Here is a 15,780-nt window from a genome sequence, read left to right on the forward strand (position 1 = left end):
GGCGGCAGGTGCAGCCGGTGGAAAGCGCAGGCTAGTGCGGAGGGCGGGTTTGGCCAAGGGGTCGCGGTGGCAGGCGGTGCGTTCACCATGCGGTGATGCACGGATCGGTGATTGGACCGGACCTGGCGGTGCGCCCAAGCCTGATCGGGCAAAGGGGCGGGAGGTCCGGGATGCTGAGGTTGGTGCTGATGCTGGTGGCGGGGCTTGCGGGCGTGGCGCGGGCCGAGACGGCCATCGTCGCGGGGGGCTGTTTCTGGTGCGTCGAATCGGATTTCGAGAAGGTCAAAGGGGTCAGCGAGGTCGTCTCGGGCTATACCGGGGGCGATCTGCGCAACCCGACCTACCGCAACCATGAGGGTCATTACGAAGCGGTGGAGATCACCTTTGACCCGAAGGTCATCAGCTATGATGAGCTGATCGCCAAGTTCCTGCGGTCGGTCGATGTGCTGGATGCGGGCGGGCAATTCTGCGACCGGGGCGACGCCTATCGGACGGCGATCTTCGTCAAGGACAAGGCGCAGAAGGCGGCGGCGGAGGCGGCCGTGGCCGAGGCCGAGGCGGTGCTGGGTCGGAAGATCGTGACGCCGGTCCTGCCTGCCGGGACCTTCTGGATCGCGGAGGACCACCACCAGGACTACTACAAGGGCACCGACATCGTCCTGACGCGCGCCGGGCCAAAGAAGCAGTCGAACGCTTATGCCTTCTACCGCAAGTCCTGCGGCCGGGATGCAAGGGTGCGCGAGCTTTGGGGCGCGCAGGCCCTGACGCACTAGGGCAGCGACCCGGTTCCAGTGCAATTGACCGGAGCGACCCAAGAATTTTCGTCGAAAACTCTTGGGTTCACCGTTTCGACTCTTGGATTGGAGTGAGGAACGACGGCCAGAACCTCATCCAAGCGGCGGCAGGCCCACGGCGGCGCGAAGGTCGGGGGCGCGGATGTCGAGTTCCTGGCCCACCAGCGCGTCTGCCGCCGGAGTGCAGAGCCAGGCGATGGCTCGGGCGGGCTCGTCGGCGGGAGCAAGGCTTGCGCGGGGGAGTTTGGAGACCGGGTTGATCCCCGAGGCGCGGATGGCGCCCTGCATGTCGGTGTCCACCACGCCGGGTGCGAAGCCGAAGACGCGGATGCCCTGCTCGGCATATTCCATGTGGACGGATCGGGTCAGCATGGCCAGCCCCGCCTTTCCGGCGCAGTAGGCCGACCAGCCCTCTTGCGGCCGATGCGCGGCGCCCGAGGAAATGTTGACGATTGTGCCGCCGCCCTTTGCGACCATTCCGGCCAAGGCGCGTTGTGTCGCGTGGAACGCCGAGGTCAGGTTGATGTCGATGTTTGCGGCCCAGTCCTCGACCTGGACATCCAGGATGCGCCCGATTGGGCCGATCACGGCGGCGTTGTTCACCAGGATGTCGAAGCCATGCTCCAGCAGTGTCGCCATCGCGATGCGGTCAGTCATGTTGGCCAGATGTCCGGTGGCCGGAGTTTCCCCCAGATCGCGGCGGGCCGCGGCCAGGTTCGCGGAACTGCGGGCGGTGAAATGCACCTCGGCCCCGGCCTGCGCCAAGGCGCGGACGGTGGCAAGGCCGATGCCGCGGTTGCCGCCGGTGACGAGGGCGGTCTTGCCGGTGAGTTTCATTCCGGGCTCCTTTCGTGATCCGCAAAGGGTAGCGGTGGCGACGGTCCGCTGTCCACCCGCGCTGTCGGGTTGACGCTGGTCCGGGGGACGGGTGAAGGTCCCGCGAAAATGGGAGATGCGATTGCGCAAACTGTTGATCGTGTTGGCGTTGGCGGGTTGCTCGGCGCGTGGCGATTTTACCCCGGCACCGGCCGGTCTGGCCGGGGGCACGCCCGAGACGATCTTCGTGGGCACGACGCGGACCGATGCCGAAGGGGTCTACGGGTTCGAGCGGTCGAAGGCGGCGGGCTTCCTGCGTTATGATATTGCCATCCCGCCTGAGCGCGCCCCGGGCGAGGTGAACTGGCCGCCAAAGACGCGCAAGCCCGATGCCAAGCGCGATTTCCTGATGCTGGACGAACGTCGGTTCGACACGCCCGAGGCGTTCCGCACGGCGCTGAAGGCGGCGATGAAGCTGCGCGGGCAGACCGACGCGGTGATCTATGTCCACGGCTTCAACAACACGATGGCCGAGGGTGTCTACCGGGTGGCGCAGATGCACCATGACCTGGAAGTGCCGGGGGTGGCGGTGCACTACGCCTGGCCCTCGCGCGGGTCGGCGCTGGGCTATGTCTACGACCGGGACTCGGTCCTGTATTCGCGCAGCGGACTCGTCTCGCTGATCAGTGAGGTCGAAGCGGCCGGTGCCGAGAACGTGGTTCTGGTTGCACATTCGATGGGGTCCTTCCTGGCCATGGAAGCCATGCGGCAGATGGTGCTGCAGAACGGGCCGGGGTCACTGGACCGGGTCAAGGGCGTGGTCCTGATCGCGCCCGACCTTGATCTGGACGTGTTCCGCGCGCAGGCACAGGACATCGGCACCTTGCCGGAACCCTTCGTGATCTTCGGCAGTTCGCGCGACCGGATCCTGAACATCTCGGCGACGATCTCTGGCACCGGCGCGCGCCTGGGCAACATCGACAGCGTGGCCGAGGTCGCCGATCTGAACGTGACCTATATGGACACGGCTGCCTACAATACCGGGACGGGCCACCTGAATCTGGGTGAGAACCCTGCTCTGCTGAAGCTGTTCGGCGGGCTGGTCGGCATCTCGGACGCCTTCACGGCGGATGCGCGGGCGCGGGTCGGGCTTTTGCCCGGGCTGGTGCTGACGGTGCGGAATGCGACCGAGATCGTGCTTGCGCCAGTGGGTGCGATTGCCGAGGGGCAGTAGTCACGCCCGCCCGGGGAGGCACACCCTAGAAGGGCGTGGAGTGTTTCGAAATGGGCAAGAGAAGTCCGGACGCGTTCCAGGAATCTAGCGACGGCGGAGATAGACGTAGTAGGCCCCGCCGCCGCCGTGTTTCAGATGCGCTTCGCTGACTTGCAGGACGGCCGGGCCAAGCGGGGGAAGGTGCAGCCAGTGCGGGACCTGGTGGCGCAGCGCGCCCATGCGCTGGGGGATGGGGCCGGTATCCTCGCGGCGTTTGCCCTTGCCGGTGATGACAAGGACAAGGCGCAGGCCCTGCGATTGGGCGTTCAGGATGAAGCGGATCAGCTCCGGGTGCGCTTCGGCCAGGGTCATCCCGTGCAGGTCGATCCGCGCCTCGGGCTGCAGCTTACCACGGGTCATCTTGGCATGGGTGTTCGCGTCCATCCGCAAGGGCGCCTGGCCGAGAAGGTCGGGCAGCGTTGGGGCAAGGTCGCGCTTTTCCGGGGCGCGGTGCTTTTCGCCTAGGGTGAAGGGCGAGAGTCTGGGTTTCGCATGGGCAAGCGGGGGCAGTGCCGGTGCGGGGGGCGGGTCGGGCAGGTGCAGCGGCTGGTTGTGCAGAGGCCGCGCGGTCCGTGCGACGCTGCGCCAGAGGTCGGCTTCCTCGGGCGAGAGGTGGCGGCGGCGGGCCATCGGCCTATTCGTCGTCCAGCATCGCGAAGGCGCGGTCGATGGGCAGGAGGAGGACCATGCGACCGGGGTCCTTCACCGTGCCTGCGGCATCGCCTGCGCCCTTGCCGGTGCCATAGAAGATGTCGGCGCGCTGCATGCCCTTGATCGCGCCGCCGGTATCCTGTGCGACCATCAGGCTGCGGATCGGGCGGCGGCCGTCCTTCTCGATCCAGACCGGCGCGCCAAGGGGGGTGAACTTCGGGTCGATCGCGATCGACCGCATCGTGGTGATCGAGCGACCCATGGCGCCGATCGGGCCGTCCTTTGGGTCCAGCGTTCCGATCTTGCGGAAGAAGACGTAGGACGGGTTGGTGTCCAGAAGGTCGCGGCCCGAGGTGGGATTGCTGCGCACATAGTTGGCGATTTCCGGGGCAGAGACCTGGTCCATCGTATGGGTGCCGCGACGGATCATCTCTTGCCCGACCGAGCGATAGGCATGGCCGTTCTTGCCGGCGTAACCCACGCGGACCACCGAGCCATCGGTCATCCGGATCCGGCCCGAACCCTGTACTTGCAGGAAATAGACATCCACGGGGTCGTCGAGCCAGGCGATTTCGAGCCCCCGACCGGCGATGGCCCCACCTTCGATGGCGGCGCGGGTGTGGTAGGCCACGCCTTCGCGCAGTTCGGGCGGGCGGGCGTAGATCGGGTACTGGTAGCGACCGGAGCGGGTGGGAGAGCCGTCCAGTTCAGGCTCGAAATAACCGGTGAAAAGGGCGGGGGGGGCGCCCACGACGACGGGCTTGAAAAACAGCTCGAAAAAGCTGCGGGCCGAGGCGTCGTCTTTCGGGACATCGGCGGCGACGGCGCAGATCGGTTTCCAGTCGGGCTGGTCGATCAGGTCGCAGGTGTTCAGGAACGACGTCAGCGCCGCGAGGTGATTGTCATCCAGCCAGCCGTCGAGGGATTCGAAGTCCAGCACCTCGGCGCGGGGCGGCGATGCGGACATCAGCGCCGCCGCAACCGAGAGGAGGACAAGGGACGCCCGCATGCCAAGGGGTCAGTCGCCGGTGGCGACCAGTTGCCAGTTCGGGTCGTCCGACCCCATCTGGCGGGCGAAGGTCCAGATGTCGCGGGTTTTCTTGACCTCACGCGGGGAGCCTTCGACGATCTCGCCGGCCTTGTTGCGCACGACATAGGTCTGGTCCGCCACGAAGCGGACGGCGATTTCGCCAAAGCGGCTGTCAGCGTTGAACGTGGCGTCGTGCAGGGTGAGCTCCTTGATGCCAAGGAAGTTCGCCTCGATGGTCAGCCCGTCGACCTCGCGCTGGTTGATCGCCTCGGCGAAGCTGGCTTCGACATCGTCGGACAGGAAGGGGCGGATGCGGTCAAGCTCGCCCTTCTCGAACGCGGACAGGATCATTTCGTAAGCCCCCCGCGCGCCTTGCAGGAAGGGGCCGACGGCAAAGGCGGGCTCGGCCTTCTTCATCTCGGCCAGCGCGCGGGCAGAGTCCGAACCTTCGGGAACGTGGTCGATGATGTCGCGGTCGGGCCCGCCCTCGATCACTTCGAAGTCGCGGCGCACGCGGGGGCGGACTTCGTCCAGCGGGATCGGCGGCTTTTCAAAGCCGTCGCGGGTGCCCAGAACCGAACGCAGCTTGAGGATAAGGAAGATCGCGATCCCGGCAAGGACCAGGAGCTGGATCAAGGAGCCGTTCATTAGTGACCTCTGAGCCTGAGTTGTTCCGTTGGAATGGGCACGGTTTGCCCTTATGTAGGGTGGGGGCCTGCCGAAGTCTACCATGCGGGCGGACAATCGGACGGGCGGAGATTGGCGATGTGGATCATCCTGGGAATTCTGGCGCTTCCGCTTGTGGAGATTGCGCTTTTCGTGACGCTGGGCGCGCGGCTTGGCCTGTGGCTGACGCTGGCCTGGGTCCTGCTGACGGCGGTCGGGGGCGTGCTGGTGCTGCGGTCGCTGGCGCGGTCGGGGTCGGGGATGGCGCAGGCGGACTTCGTCGAGGGGTTCCGGGGCCGGATGGCCGAGGACCCGCTGTCGCCCATCGTCGATCAGGGGCTGGTCGCGGTGGCGGCCATCTTGCTGATCCTGCCCGGTTTCTTCACCGATACGCTGGGCATTCTGCTGTTGGTCCCGCCGCTGCGGAAGATGGTCATCCGGATGAGCGCCCGGCGGCTGCAGGGTGCAAGGGTCATTCCCCGTGACTTCACCTGAGCGTTGATCCCTGCCGCGCGCGTCGTGGGTCACGCTTTCGCGGCCAGCGGGGCGGTGGGCGGGGTGAAAGCGGCGGCGAACAGCGCCTCCATCCCGGTCGCCTGGAAATCGACCAAGGTCTTTCCGCGTGGCGCAGGGGCTTCTGCCGCGGCATCCTGCCACGTCGCCTGGCCGATGCGCACGCCTGGGAGGCGGCGGCGGATCTGGCGGACCAGCAGGTCGGTCGCCGTGACCTGGTTGGCGGCGAGGCCGACGACGATCACGGTTTCGGGCTGGAACCCGCCCAGGGCGCGGGGCAGCGATGCGCGGGGCGGCAGGGTCACGACCTCGGCCCCTTCGGCGCGCAGCGCCTGGCCGACCATCTGGGCGGCGGCCTCGTCCAGCCGGGTCTGCGCGGCGATGACCGCGATCTTGCGGTCCAGCCCGTCCAGAAGGCCGTTGTCGACCAGGGTTGCGGTCTCGACCGGCGGCTGGCTTCCCTCGGGCGCAGCGGCGGCGAGCGCGAGTTCGTCCTCGACCACGGTTTCCAGTTCCTCGGTGAGGGTCCAGGCGGCATTGGCGATGCGGCCCACCTGATAGTCGGACAAGAGACCCGCCGCGCTGTCGGATTGCGCCAGCGCCAGCGCGGGAAGCGCGGTCTTGTCGTAGTATTCGGCCAGATAGTGCTTGGCCGTGGTCGAGGTCGCGGCCTCGGTGAACTCGAACGAGCGACCGGCGAGGAGGCGGTCATAGAGCCGGGCCGAATCCGCCAGCACGGGCTTGTCGCCGAACAGGATCGGGAACAGCCGCAGGCTGGGGACGTGGTGGCCGATGACCACAAGGCAGACGGTCAGCGGCGTCGCGATGATCAGGCCCATCGGCCCCCAGAGCCAGGTCCAGAACATCGCCGAGACGATGACCGCCAGCGGCGAGACCCCGGTGCGCTGGCCGTAGAACCAAGGCTCGATGATATTCGAGGTGACGAGTTCCACCACCAGGAAAAGGGCGGCGGTCCACAGGACCAGCGACCAGTCGGGTGAGACGGCGAAGGCCATTAGAAGCGGCAGGATCGCCGAGATGGCCGAGCCGATGTAGGGCAGAAAGCGTAGGACAAGGGTGACAAGGCCGAAGAACAGGGCATTCGGCACGCCGATCAGCCAGAGGCCCAGCCAGATCGGGATGGCGTAGATGATGTTCACCACAAGCTGGGCCAGGAGGTAGGTCGAGACCCGCGCCCCCGCCTCGGCCAGGAGGCGCGAGGTGGCCAGGATGTTCGAGCCGCCGATCAGTTGCACCAGCCGGTCGCGCAGGGTCGCGCGTTCGAGAAGGGCGAAGACGACGACCACGAAGATCAGGCCGAAGATGCCGACAGGGGTAAGCGTGGGCAGGATCACGTCGGTCAGCCAGGCCTTGAGGTCTGCATTCTCGACCACTTCGACCTTCATGGCCTGGGTATTCTCGGCAGCTTCGGTCTGGGCCGACATCCGTTCGGAGATGTTCTCGACCATGCCCTGCAGATGCGAGATGATCTTGTTGTCGGTCCCGGCGTCCAGGATGGTGTCGACCTTGGTCAGCACGTTGCCCTGATATTGCGGCAGGTTCGCGCCGATCACGCTCAGCTGGTAGGCGAGGATCAGGAAAAAGGCCGCGACCATGGCCGCGGCGGTCATCACGGTCAGGATCACGGCGGGGACATCGCGCAAGCCACGCCTGCGAAGCGCGTTCACGACCGGGGTCAGGATGAAGGCAAAGAGCATCCCAAGGACCAAGGGCAGGAACAGGTCCTTGGCGACGTAGAGGATGCCGCAGACGACGGTGATGGTGGCCAGCGTGGTCAGTGAGACGATGGCATGGCCGCTTTCGGTATCGCTGACAAAGCGGCCCCGCCCGGATGTGGCGGTCGCGTCGGTCTCACCCATGATGTCCCCCCGGGTTCTTGTTGTCATGGCAAACGCTGGCGGGAACCCTTCGGTTCCCTTTCGGGTGGGAACCGCCGGACCCGCCGGGGCGTTCGGTCACTGGTGCAATCAAAGCAGATGACGGGGTGACGGTGAATGGGCGCGACAGTGATCCTGATGAACGATGCAGCCCTTTCGCTGTTGTCCGGGCGCGAAATGGGACCGGAGCCCGTTACGGTCATCATCGTAGGCACTTCGCCGGTGCGGATGGCCCTGGCCGAGGTGGCCTTTCCCGACGCGCTGCTGATCTGCGCCGACCCGGGGCAAAGCGCGGCCCTTGCGGTGCTTGACGAACGGCTGCGCGAGATCGGGCGGCTGGACCGTCTGGTGCTGGCCGGGGACGGGGCGGACAGTGCCGCGATCTTCGCGCTGATGCGGATGGTGGTGACCTTCCTGCCCGCCCTGCGCTGCGGAACCGACGCCAGCATTGATCTTGCGGTTCAGCCCGGTCCGGCGGTGGTCGCGCTGCGCCAGTTCCTGCGCCGGATGCAGCCGACCCTGGACGACAACCGGATCGCGGTCAGGCTGACGGTTGCGACGACGACTTCGGTCTGAACCGGCGGCGTTCCCCGCCTTTGCCAGATCGGCAAGAAAAAAGGGCCGCGAACGAGTCGCGGCCCAGAGTATCGGAAGACGGGAGGGATAGACCGCTTCCGTGGGGACAAAGGACAGGGAAGGCGTTCAGCGAGACATCGCGCCGCGAAGGAGCGAGATCACGAAGAGGACCAGGAAGACCACGAACAGGATCTGCGCGATGCCTGCAGAGGTCCCGGCAATGCCGCCGAAGCCCAGAACACCGGCGATGATCGCGATCACGAGGAAGGTAACAGCCCAGCCGAGCATGAGAGTTCTCCTTTGGATTGGTGGCTCGCACCGAGCCTGATTGCGTTTCTGCACCGTCAACGTGGCCGCCAGACTTCGGTTCCCGGCAGGTGCGATTTTCCGGCTAGCCCGCCTGGGACGGGGATCAGTGGAACCGGATGAGCCTCACAGGGTTGTCATCGCGTAGACCGCGCCGCAGGGGCGCAGCACCCCATCAAGGATCAGGAGACCATAGCCATGACCCAGACCTACAGAGACACGGTAACGGCAGCAGAGAACAAGGCGATGCGGGCCGTCGACGCTGCGGGCGATACGGCGCGCGACATGGCCGACACCGCGACGGATGCGGTCGAGAGCGGCCTTGACGCGGTGAAGCGCAAGGCGGTGGATGCGAAAGATGCGATCGTCGCGGGCGCGGGTTCGACGCTGGAGACGGTGAAGGACGTTGCCGTCGAAAAGGCGGACGCTGCGCGCGAGACCCTGTCGGACGCGGGCGAACGTCTGGCGGCGACGCTGGAGCGCGCTTCGGCCGAGACGGATAGCGACGCGCTGCGCTCGCGCATGCTGTCATCGGTGGCGCAGGGGCTGACCACGGCCTCGGATGCGCTGCGGCAGCGGTCGGTCACGGATCTGACGGCCGATATCCGCGCGCTGGCCAAGCGTCACCCGGGCGCCTTCATGGCGGCAGCGGCTGTCGTGGGCTTTGCGGCGGCGCGCTTCGTGCGGTCGTCGGCGGCGCGGCGTGACACCGAGACGGGCCGGGGACCCGGCGTCTGATGCGCGATCCTGCGGCAGAGCATGATCCCGCGCTGACAGGGCTTTTTGCAGAAGTCCTGTCGGGTGTCGGGCGTCTGGTCCGGGGCGAGCTGCGGCTGGCCCGGGCCGAGGCCACCGACAGCCTGCGCTCCGTGGGCTCGGGGCTGGTCAAGCTGGCGGGGGCTGCGGTGGTTGCCCTTGTCGGGCTGAACGTCCTGGCCGGCGCGGCCGTGGGAGCGCTGGCGCATGCCGGTCTGGGCCCGGTCTGGGCGGCGCTTGTCGTCGGACTTGGCCTGACGTTGCTGGCGCTGGTGCTGGCGCTGGCGGGACGCTCGGCGCTTCTGCTGCGCGGTCGCAAGCCGCGCCGCTTTCTTGACGGCCTGCGCAGCGATGCAAGGGCGGTAAAGGCCGGTCTGAAGATGGCCGATCCCAACTTGGCCCATCCGAACCTGGAAGGAACCCATCATGTCTGACCACAGTATCCAAGAGATCGAACGGTCGCTGGAACGCGACAGGGTCGCGCTGGCACAATCGGTGGCGGCCCTGCGCGAGCGGGTCCGTCCCCGCAACCTGATGCTGGAAGGCAAATCCGCGCTGATGGCGCAGGCGTCGCCCCTGGTGTCGCAGGTCGACCGGGCCGTGCGCGGCCATCCGGTGGCGGCAACCGTGGCAGGGCTGGCGCTTGCGGCGCTGGTCCTTGGGCGGCGGGCGTCGGTGTCCGACGTCGAGGCTGCGACCGAGGCCCCGGCGCTGGCGGGCACCCGGTTCGAGGCGTTGACGCGCTGGGAAGACGAGGGCGGCCCGCCCGCCCCCGAGCCGGTCGATCCCGAAGAGGATTGGCTGACCGAAGCCCGGGGCCTGCGTGCCAAGGCTCAAGGCCTGCTGCGCCAGATCGACGACGCGGCCCGTCGCGGGCTGGCCCCGGCGGCCTTGCTTGCGCGGCACCGGGCAGAGGTGGTCGCAGCGCTGGCCGCCGAAACGCGGATCGCCCTGGGCAAGGGGCTTGGCTCGATGTCCGAGGCCGCCCGTGCCACTGCCATCGAGGCGCGCGAGCGGGTCTATCTGTCGCGCATCGCCGTGGCCGAGAAGGGCCGCGCGACGGTCGAAGCGCGGCCCCTTGCGGTGGGTGCTGCAGTGGCGGCGGCAGGGGCGCTTGTCGCCTGCCTGTTCCCGCAGACCGAAACCGAGGACCGGCTTCTGGGCGAGGCACGCGACCGCCTGGCCGAGGATCTGAAGCGGACCGTCAAGCACGAGGTGACGCAGGCCAGCGATCTGGCGCGCAGCCTGAGCAGCGCTTTCAAAAGCGACCTCGGTCGCGCAGCCGCGCTGTTCACACCGTCACCCGGTGCGGATCGCCCGCAGCGCCCGCACTGAAGCCCGCCCGGCCGCAGCGATGCGGCCGGGCTTTTCCGTATCAGGCTGGCGCCCGCGGGAAGGCCAGACCCACGCGGATCACGTCACCCTCTTTCACGATTGTCACCGTCCCGTTCAGCTGTGCTGCAAACTGGCGAAGCATGCGCTGGGGCAACGAGGGTAATCCGACCGTCGTCTCGGGCAGAAGCTCAGGCACGACCGGACCCTCGACCCGCAAAAGCACCCGATCATCCACTTCGGTCAGGGCAACCAGAACCGTCTTTTCGGACAAGCCGGGGCGCGCGAAGTAGCAGCCGACGGTTTCAGCCAGCGCAAGGGCCAGGGGGACGGCCAGCTGAGCGTCCATCCGGATCGGCTGGAACTGCTTGGTTGCGACGCCCAGGGCGACCCCGTGAATCTCTTTCAGCCGCTTGACCACGTTGGTCAGGACCATGTCCATCGCGATGTCCTGCCGACCCGAGACCGAGTACAGGCTGGTGTGCGTGGACGACAGCGCGATCACCCGGTTGATCAGGCTGTCCATGACGCGCCGCAGCTCGGGGTCGGTCGCCTCGCGCCGGTACATCCGCATCACCGAGGCGATGATCTGCAGGCTGTTGCCGCTGCGATGTTCAACCTCGCGCAGGAGGGTGTCCTTGTCGACCAGTAGATTCTGCAGCTCGGCCTCTTCCTGTTCGATGGTCCGTATCATGCCTTCGTAGGCCGAGTGCAGGCGCTGGATTTCGGTCGGGGCGTCGCCGAGGTCGGGGATATGCGGCCTTTGCCGCGAGGTGATGAAGTCATCCATTGACCGCGCCAGCGCCCGCACATGTTTTACCACCAGTCGGGAGGAGGCGAAGCCAGCGACGGCAAGCGCCGCGATCCAGGTCAGCGCAGGCAGGAGGTAGGGGGACAGGCTGTTCGCCGCGCTCCAGAAACCGCCGGTGTCCCGCTCCCAGACCGAGACCAGCAACAGGTCGCGGGTCACGCTGATGACCGAGAGGATCTGCTGCCCGTCTTTTCCGTCCACAAAGGTCGGTCTGCCGGCAAGCTTGGTCAGGCGCTCGCGGTCGATTCCCCCCGGGATATGCGTGTCGGGTGAGGCTTCGGGATCCGAGGCGACCAGCACCGAGCCATCGGTCTGAAGGGTGGCAATGTAGGTCGGGTGCCAGGATGCGACCGAATCCTTGTAGGCATCCGGGGCCACCGACGCGTAGGGCAGCGAGATCGTGACGAAGCCACGGTTGGTGCCCGCGTCGTCGAACACCGGGTGCGCGACGGCAACGATGGCCGCGCCAGTGACGGGGCCTACGGGGTTGTAGATCAGCTTTGCCAGGGCAGTCGAGGTCATCTGCTGGAATGTGGCGTTGTCCTTGAAATCGAAGACATCGCCGGTTGACGAACAGGTCATCAGCCCGCTGAGCGGGATGTAGGCCACCAGCGTTGCTTGGGGCAGGTCGCCCGCGATCGATTTGACCCGGTCCACGCAGGCCGTGTCGTTGGCGGTATCATGGCGCAGCACCCCCGCAAGCGTACGGGCGGTCACCTGCGCCTCGTTGATGAGGTCGATCTGCGCACGGACCGATTGGAGGGCTGCCCCGCCAACCCCTTCAAGCGTGGACTCGTCCAGCTTTCTGAGCGCGTCCCGCGTCTCCATGACGGACAGGACGCCCAGAGGCAGCAGAGCCAAAAGCAGGCTCGACCCCAGGCGCAGGCCCAGGGACGAGGATGGCAAGCGTTTTCGCGGGGACCCTGTCAAAACCCGGCTGCTGCCGACCGCAGCACTACCGCCTGGGTTGCCCCGTCGGTGCCGGTGAAGAGACCTTCACCGTCTTCAAGGTGGAGCATTTCCGCCAGACGCTTCCTGGCCCGGCTGGCCCGGCTTTTGACCGTGCCGACCGCCACGCCCATCATGCCCGCCGCCTCTTCGCAGGAAAAGCCGGAGGCGCCGACAAGGACCAGAACCTCGCGATGCTCGGGGCTGAGCTGGTCGAAGGCGCGCAGGAATTCCGTCAAAGCAAGTCGTCCGTCATGGTCGGGCTTCACTGACAGGGTCGCGGCGTGGACGCCGTCGCTGTCCTGCACCTCGCGCCGGGTCTTGCGCAGACCGGAATAGAAGGTGTTGCGCAGGATCGTGAACAGCCAGGCGTCCAGATTGGTCGCAGGATCGAACTTGTCGATGTTGGTCCAGGCCTTCAGGATCGTCTCCTGCACCAGGTCATCCGCCCGCGACACCTCCCGCGTGAGGCTGATCGCGAAGGCCCGCAGCTTGGGGATCGCCCCTGCCAGGCGGTCGCGCGGATCTTCCGGCGACAGCGGCACAACGACGGCGACGGATTTCATGACAGACCGTCCTGGCTTGGGCCGTCCTTTGCCTTCAGCTGGGCGAGAAGATCGCGGAACCGGTCCGGCAGTTCCTCGTTCAGGGCCGAGGTGTAGACCCGCTTGAGATTCTCGTCGATCTGCGCCCGGATGGCCCGTCTGTCTGGCCCATCCCCAGTTTTTTCTTTTGTCATTGCCTCAGTTTCCTAATTTCTTTCGCGGTCAACGCCCACGCGGCGTCATGGTTCCGCGTTTTTTCGCCGAGGACGAAATTTTCTGCGGACTGTTGGGAACCGAACGTTCCCGGGCACGTTTGGTTCCCGACACCAAACACAAAAACTGCAGAAAAAACATGGAGACTGATGTCATGCTCGCACAGGAAGTGGTCGATCATTCGGCGACTGTCGCGCGTCAACTGCCCTATTTGCGCCGCTATGCCCGTGCGCTGACGGGAAACCAGACCAGCGGCGACCAGTACGCCGTTGCGGTGCTGGAATCCATCGTCGCCGATCCTGCGTTGCTGTCTGCGCATGCCGACCCGAAAGTGTCGCTGTTCGCCGTCTTCCATTCGATCTGGACCACGTCGGGCGCTCCGGTCGCCGAGGCTGACGATGACCTGTCGGGCAAGGCCCAGGCGCATCTGGCGGCGCTGACCCCGAATTCGCGCGAGGCGCTGCTGCTGAACACGATCGAGGGCTTCGGCACTGCGGATGTGGCAGCGATCATGGGGATCGACACCGCAGAGACGGCCGAACTGATCGACATCGCCGTGCGCGAGATGGAGCAGTCGGTGCGCGGCTCGGTCCTGGTGATCGAGGACGAGGCGATCATCGCGATGGACATCACGGCGATTGTCGAAGGCATGGGTCACCGCGTTTCGGCGACCGCACGCACCCACCGTGAGGCGGTGCGCATGGCGGCGGCTGAAAAGCCGGACCTGATCCTGGCGGATATCCAGCTGGCCGACAATTCGTCCGGCATCGACGCGGTGAACGAGATCCTGGCGCAGTTTGGCGACATCCCGGTGATCTTCATCACCGCCTTCCCGGAACGTCTGCTGACGGGCGAACGGCCTGAACCCGCCTTCCTGATCAACAAGCCCTATACCGAGGAACAGGTCCGGTCGGCGGTCAGCCAGGCGATGTTCTTCTCCTCGACCGACACGCTGCGGCACTGATCCGCCCGCGCGACAGATGCGATGAACGCCCTCCCGCCCGAGGTCAGGCCACAGGTTCAGGTCCTGGTGACGGCGGGGGAAGCCTATCCTGAACTGGAGCGCGCCTTTCTTTCGGCGCGCTTCGAGATCGTCGCCGGGTTCCGGGTCTTTGACCTGAAGACCCGGCTGCGATCGCCCGAAGCTCTGGCCATCGGCAAGACCTGGTTCGACCTGGTGATCCATACCCTGCGGCGCGGGGTGGTGCTGCATCTGGTTCTGTCGGACTTCGACCCCGTCGCCCGTCCGCGCCTCCATCGGGCGACCTGGCGGACGGTGCGGATGTTCTGGGCTGCGGCGGAACTGGCAGGCCCAGGCGCCAGATTGCGCATTCAGCCCTCAATGCATTCCGCGGTGGCCGGGATCTGGCCGCGCGTGATGTTCTGGCCGGTGGTGCAGTCGCGCGTCGCGCGGCTGGCGGGCTGGCTGCGGCGTCAGGTCCGGGCGCACCGGCTGACCGCCCTGCGCGAGATGCCGGGGGCAAGTGCGATGCTTGCAGCCAAGGATGCCCTGCCGAGGCCGCGCCTCTTTTCGCTGCCGCCCTTGTATCCCGCGACGCATCACCAGAAGCTGGCAGTCTTCGACGGCGCGCGGCTGTACATCGGCGGGCTTGATCTGGACGAACGGTTCTACGACACGCCCGACCACCATCAGCCCGCGCATGAGACCTGGCACGATGTGCAGCTGATGGTCGAAGGCCAAGTGGCGGCGGATGCCCGGGCGCATCTTATGGAGTTTCTCGACATCATTGCCGGGCGGGCGGATCCTTCGCCCGCTGCGCCCGAACGCGAAGGCCTGCGTCTGGTCCGCACGCTGTCACGGCGGCGAGGGCCGGGGGCTTGGCGCTTCCTCTCTCCCGAACCGGCGGTGGCCGAGATCGAGGCGGCGCATCACGAGGCCATCGAGACGGCCGGGCGGCTGATCTACATCGAGACGCAGTATTTTCGCGACCGTCGGCTGGCCCGGCATCTGGCCCGCGAGGCGCGGCGGAAGCCGGACCTGAAGCTGATCCTGATCCTGCCTGCTGCACCCGACGACGTGGCCTTCGAAGGCGCGACGGGCCTTGATGCGCGGCTGGGTGAGTTCCTGCAGGCCAAATGCCTGCGCAGCCTGCGGCGCGGATTCGGGCGCCGTCTGTTCGTCGGCGGTGCGGCCCAGCCACGGCGGACGCGCGACCGGGGGCGGGCGCAGCTGAAGGGCGCGCCGCTGGTCTATATCCATGCCAAGGTCTCGATCTTCGACGATCATCGCGCCATCGTGTCGTCAGCCAACCTGAACGGCCGGTCGCTGCGCTGGGATACCGAGGCGGGGCTGGTACTGACCGATCCCGCAACGGTCGGCGGGCTGCGGCAGCGGCTGATGGAACACTGGCTGCCCAAGGGGGCCGGTCCCGACTACTTTGATCCGGAAAGGGCGCTGCAGGCCTGGTGGGCGCTGGCCGCCCGCAACGCCAAGGCTGCCCCCGAAGCGCGGCGCGGCTTCATCCTGCCCTACAACCTGCGCGAGGCCGAGGCCTTTGGCCGGGCCTTCCCGCTGGTCCCGGACGAGATGGTCTGACGGCAGTCCTGCAACCGGCGGGTATCCGCCGCTTGGGGTCAGATGTTTCCAATCTGGTAAAAATCTTGGAACTGCCTGCCGCAAAGGGCGTTGTG

Annotated in this window: 18 protein-coding genes; 9 read left to right on the plus strand and 9 right to left on the minus strand. The window is 66.9% G+C overall.

The genetic code is table 11. From position 1 onward, the window contains the following. Positions 1–170 precede the first annotated feature (170 nt). The gene (gene msrA / locus E8M84_RS03955) at positions 171–773 is read left to right on the plus strand and encodes a peptide-methionine (S)-S-oxide reductase MsrA (RefSeq protein ID WP_137109863.1); all 603 of its coding nucleotides are present in this window, start codon (positions 171–173) and stop codon (positions 771–773) included. A 114-nt stretch (positions 774–887) separates the two neighbouring features. On the opposite strand, the gene E8M84_RS03960 is transcribed toward msrA, so the two are convergent. Continuing rightward, positions 888–1,631: an SDR family NAD(P)-dependent oxidoreductase gene (locus tag E8M84_RS03960; RefSeq protein WP_137109864.1), complete on the minus strand. Its 744-nt coding sequence runs from the start codon at positions 1,629–1,631 to the stop codon at positions 888–890. Positions 1,632–1,752: 121 nt separating this feature from the next. Between E8M84_RS03960 and E8M84_RS03965 the strand changes: the two genes are divergently transcribed. After that, positions 1,753–2,844 (plus strand): alpha/beta hydrolase, encoded by a 1,092-nt coding sequence (locus tag E8M84_RS03965; protein ID WP_170971847.1) that lies wholly within the window; start codon positions 1,753–1,755, stop codon positions 2,842–2,844. Between the two features lie 84 nt (positions 2,845–2,928). Here the strand turns inward: E8M84_RS03965 and E8M84_RS03970 are convergent, their stop codons facing one another. From E8M84_RS03970 to E8M84_RS03980, 3 genes are read right to left on the minus strand one after another with little or no spacing between them, the layout of a single operon-like run. Beyond that, entirely contained in the window at positions 2,929–3,513 is a 585-nt protein-coding gene (locus E8M84_RS03970; RefSeq protein WP_137109866.1) for a Smr/MutS family protein, read from the minus strand. A 4-nt stretch (positions 3,514–3,517) separates the two neighbouring features. Continuing rightward, the gene (locus tag E8M84_RS03975; RefSeq protein WP_137109867.1) at positions 3,518–4,543 is read right to left on the minus strand and encodes a murein transglycosylase A; all 1,026 of its coding nucleotides are present in this window, start codon (positions 4,541–4,543) and stop codon (positions 3,518–3,520) included. A 9-nt stretch (positions 4,544–4,552) separates the two neighbouring features. Beyond that, entirely contained in the window at positions 4,553–5,212 is a 660-nt protein-coding gene (locus E8M84_RS03980; RefSeq protein WP_137109868.1) for a Tim44/TimA family putative adaptor protein, read from the minus strand. Between the two features lie 117 nt (positions 5,213–5,329). Between E8M84_RS03980 and E8M84_RS03985 the strand changes: the two genes are divergently transcribed. Continuing rightward, positions 5,330–5,725, plus strand: a complete 396-nt coding sequence (locus E8M84_RS03985; protein ID WP_170971848.1) for an FxsA family protein — start codon at positions 5,330–5,332, stop codon at positions 5,723–5,725. Positions 5,726–5,754: 29 nt separating this feature from the next. Here E8M84_RS03985 and E8M84_RS03990 read toward each other — a convergent pair whose 3' ends face one another. After that, on the minus strand, positions 5,755–7,650 hold the full coding sequence (locus E8M84_RS03990) for an AI-2E family transporter (RefSeq protein ID WP_137109870.1): 1,896 nt from the start codon (positions 7,648–7,650) through the stop codon (positions 5,755–5,757). A 108-nt stretch (positions 7,651–7,758) separates the two neighbouring features. On the opposite strand from E8M84_RS03990, the gene E8M84_RS03995 reads away from it, so the two are divergent. Further along, positions 7,759–8,217 (plus strand): hypothetical protein, encoded by a 459-nt coding sequence (locus tag E8M84_RS03995; protein WP_137109871.1) that lies wholly within the window; start codon positions 7,759–7,761, stop codon positions 8,215–8,217. A 126-nt stretch (positions 8,218–8,343) separates the two neighbouring features. Here the strand turns inward: E8M84_RS03995 and E8M84_RS04000 are convergent, their stop codons facing one another. Continuing rightward, positions 8,344–8,505 carry a DUF1328 domain-containing protein gene (locus tag E8M84_RS04000; protein ID WP_137109872.1) on the minus strand — a complete coding sequence of 54 codons (162 nt, stop codon included), beginning with the start codon at positions 8,503–8,505 and terminating at the stop codon, positions 8,344–8,346. A gap of 216 nt (positions 8,506–8,721) precedes the next feature. Between E8M84_RS04000 and E8M84_RS04005 the strand changes: the two genes are divergently transcribed. From E8M84_RS04005 to E8M84_RS04015, 3 genes are read left to right on the plus strand one after another with little or no spacing between them, the layout of a single operon-like run. Further along, positions 8,722–9,261, plus strand: a complete 540-nt coding sequence (locus E8M84_RS04005; RefSeq protein ID WP_137109873.1) for a hypothetical protein — start codon at positions 8,722–8,724, stop codon at positions 9,259–9,261. After that, positions 9,261–9,713: a phage holin family protein gene (locus E8M84_RS04010; RefSeq protein ID WP_137109874.1), complete on the plus strand. Its 453-nt coding sequence runs from the start codon at positions 9,261–9,263 to the stop codon at positions 9,711–9,713. Before E8M84_RS04005 ends, E8M84_RS04010 begins: the two co-directional genes overlap by 1 nt. Then, on the plus strand, positions 9,706–10,614 hold the full coding sequence (locus tag E8M84_RS04015) for a DUF3618 domain-containing protein (protein ID WP_137109875.1): 909 nt from the start codon (positions 9,706–9,708) through the stop codon (positions 10,612–10,614). The genes E8M84_RS04010 and E8M84_RS04015 overlap by 8 nt, the downstream gene beginning before the upstream one ends. Positions 10,615–10,654: 40 nt before the next feature. On the opposite strand, the gene E8M84_RS04020 is transcribed toward E8M84_RS04015, so the two are convergent. Genes E8M84_RS04020 through E8M84_RS04030 form a run of 3 tightly spaced genes read right to left on the minus strand, consistent with a single transcriptional unit; the run spans position 10,655 to position 13,109 of the window. After that, positions 10,655–12,328, minus strand: a complete 1,674-nt coding sequence (locus E8M84_RS04020) for a sensor histidine kinase (protein ID WP_137109876.1) — start codon at positions 12,326–12,328, stop codon at positions 10,655–10,657. A 20-nt stretch (positions 12,329–12,348) separates the two neighbouring features. Next, a complete protein-coding gene (locus E8M84_RS04025; protein ID WP_137109877.1) occupies positions 12,349–12,936 on the minus strand; it encodes an RNA polymerase sigma factor in 588 nt (195 codons plus the stop codon). Continuing rightward, on the minus strand, positions 12,933–13,109 hold the full coding sequence (locus E8M84_RS04030; RefSeq protein ID WP_137109878.1) for a NepR family anti-sigma factor: 177 nt from the start codon (positions 13,107–13,109) through the stop codon (positions 12,933–12,935). Before E8M84_RS04030 ends, E8M84_RS04025 begins: the two co-directional genes overlap by 4 nt. 158 nt (positions 13,110–13,267) lie before the next feature. On the opposite strand from E8M84_RS04030, the gene E8M84_RS04035 reads away from it, so the two are divergent. Further along, positions 13,268–14,092: a response regulator gene (locus E8M84_RS04035; RefSeq protein ID WP_394347383.1), complete on the plus strand. Its 825-nt coding sequence runs from the start codon at positions 13,268–13,270 to the stop codon at positions 14,090–14,092. A 21-nt stretch (positions 14,093–14,113) separates the two neighbouring features. Continuing rightward, positions 14,114–15,685, plus strand: coding sequence for a phospholipase D-like domain-containing protein (locus E8M84_RS04040; RefSeq protein ID WP_137109879.1), 1,572 nt, complete (start codon positions 14,114–14,116; stop codon positions 15,683–15,685). Positions 15,686–15,780: the final 95 nt, after the last annotated feature.

Origin of the sequence: Rhodobacter sp. SY28-1, assembly GCF_005222785.1 — a bacterium.
Classification (GTDB): Bacteria; Pseudomonadota; Alphaproteobacteria; order Rhodobacterales; family Rhodobacteraceae; genus Tabrizicola.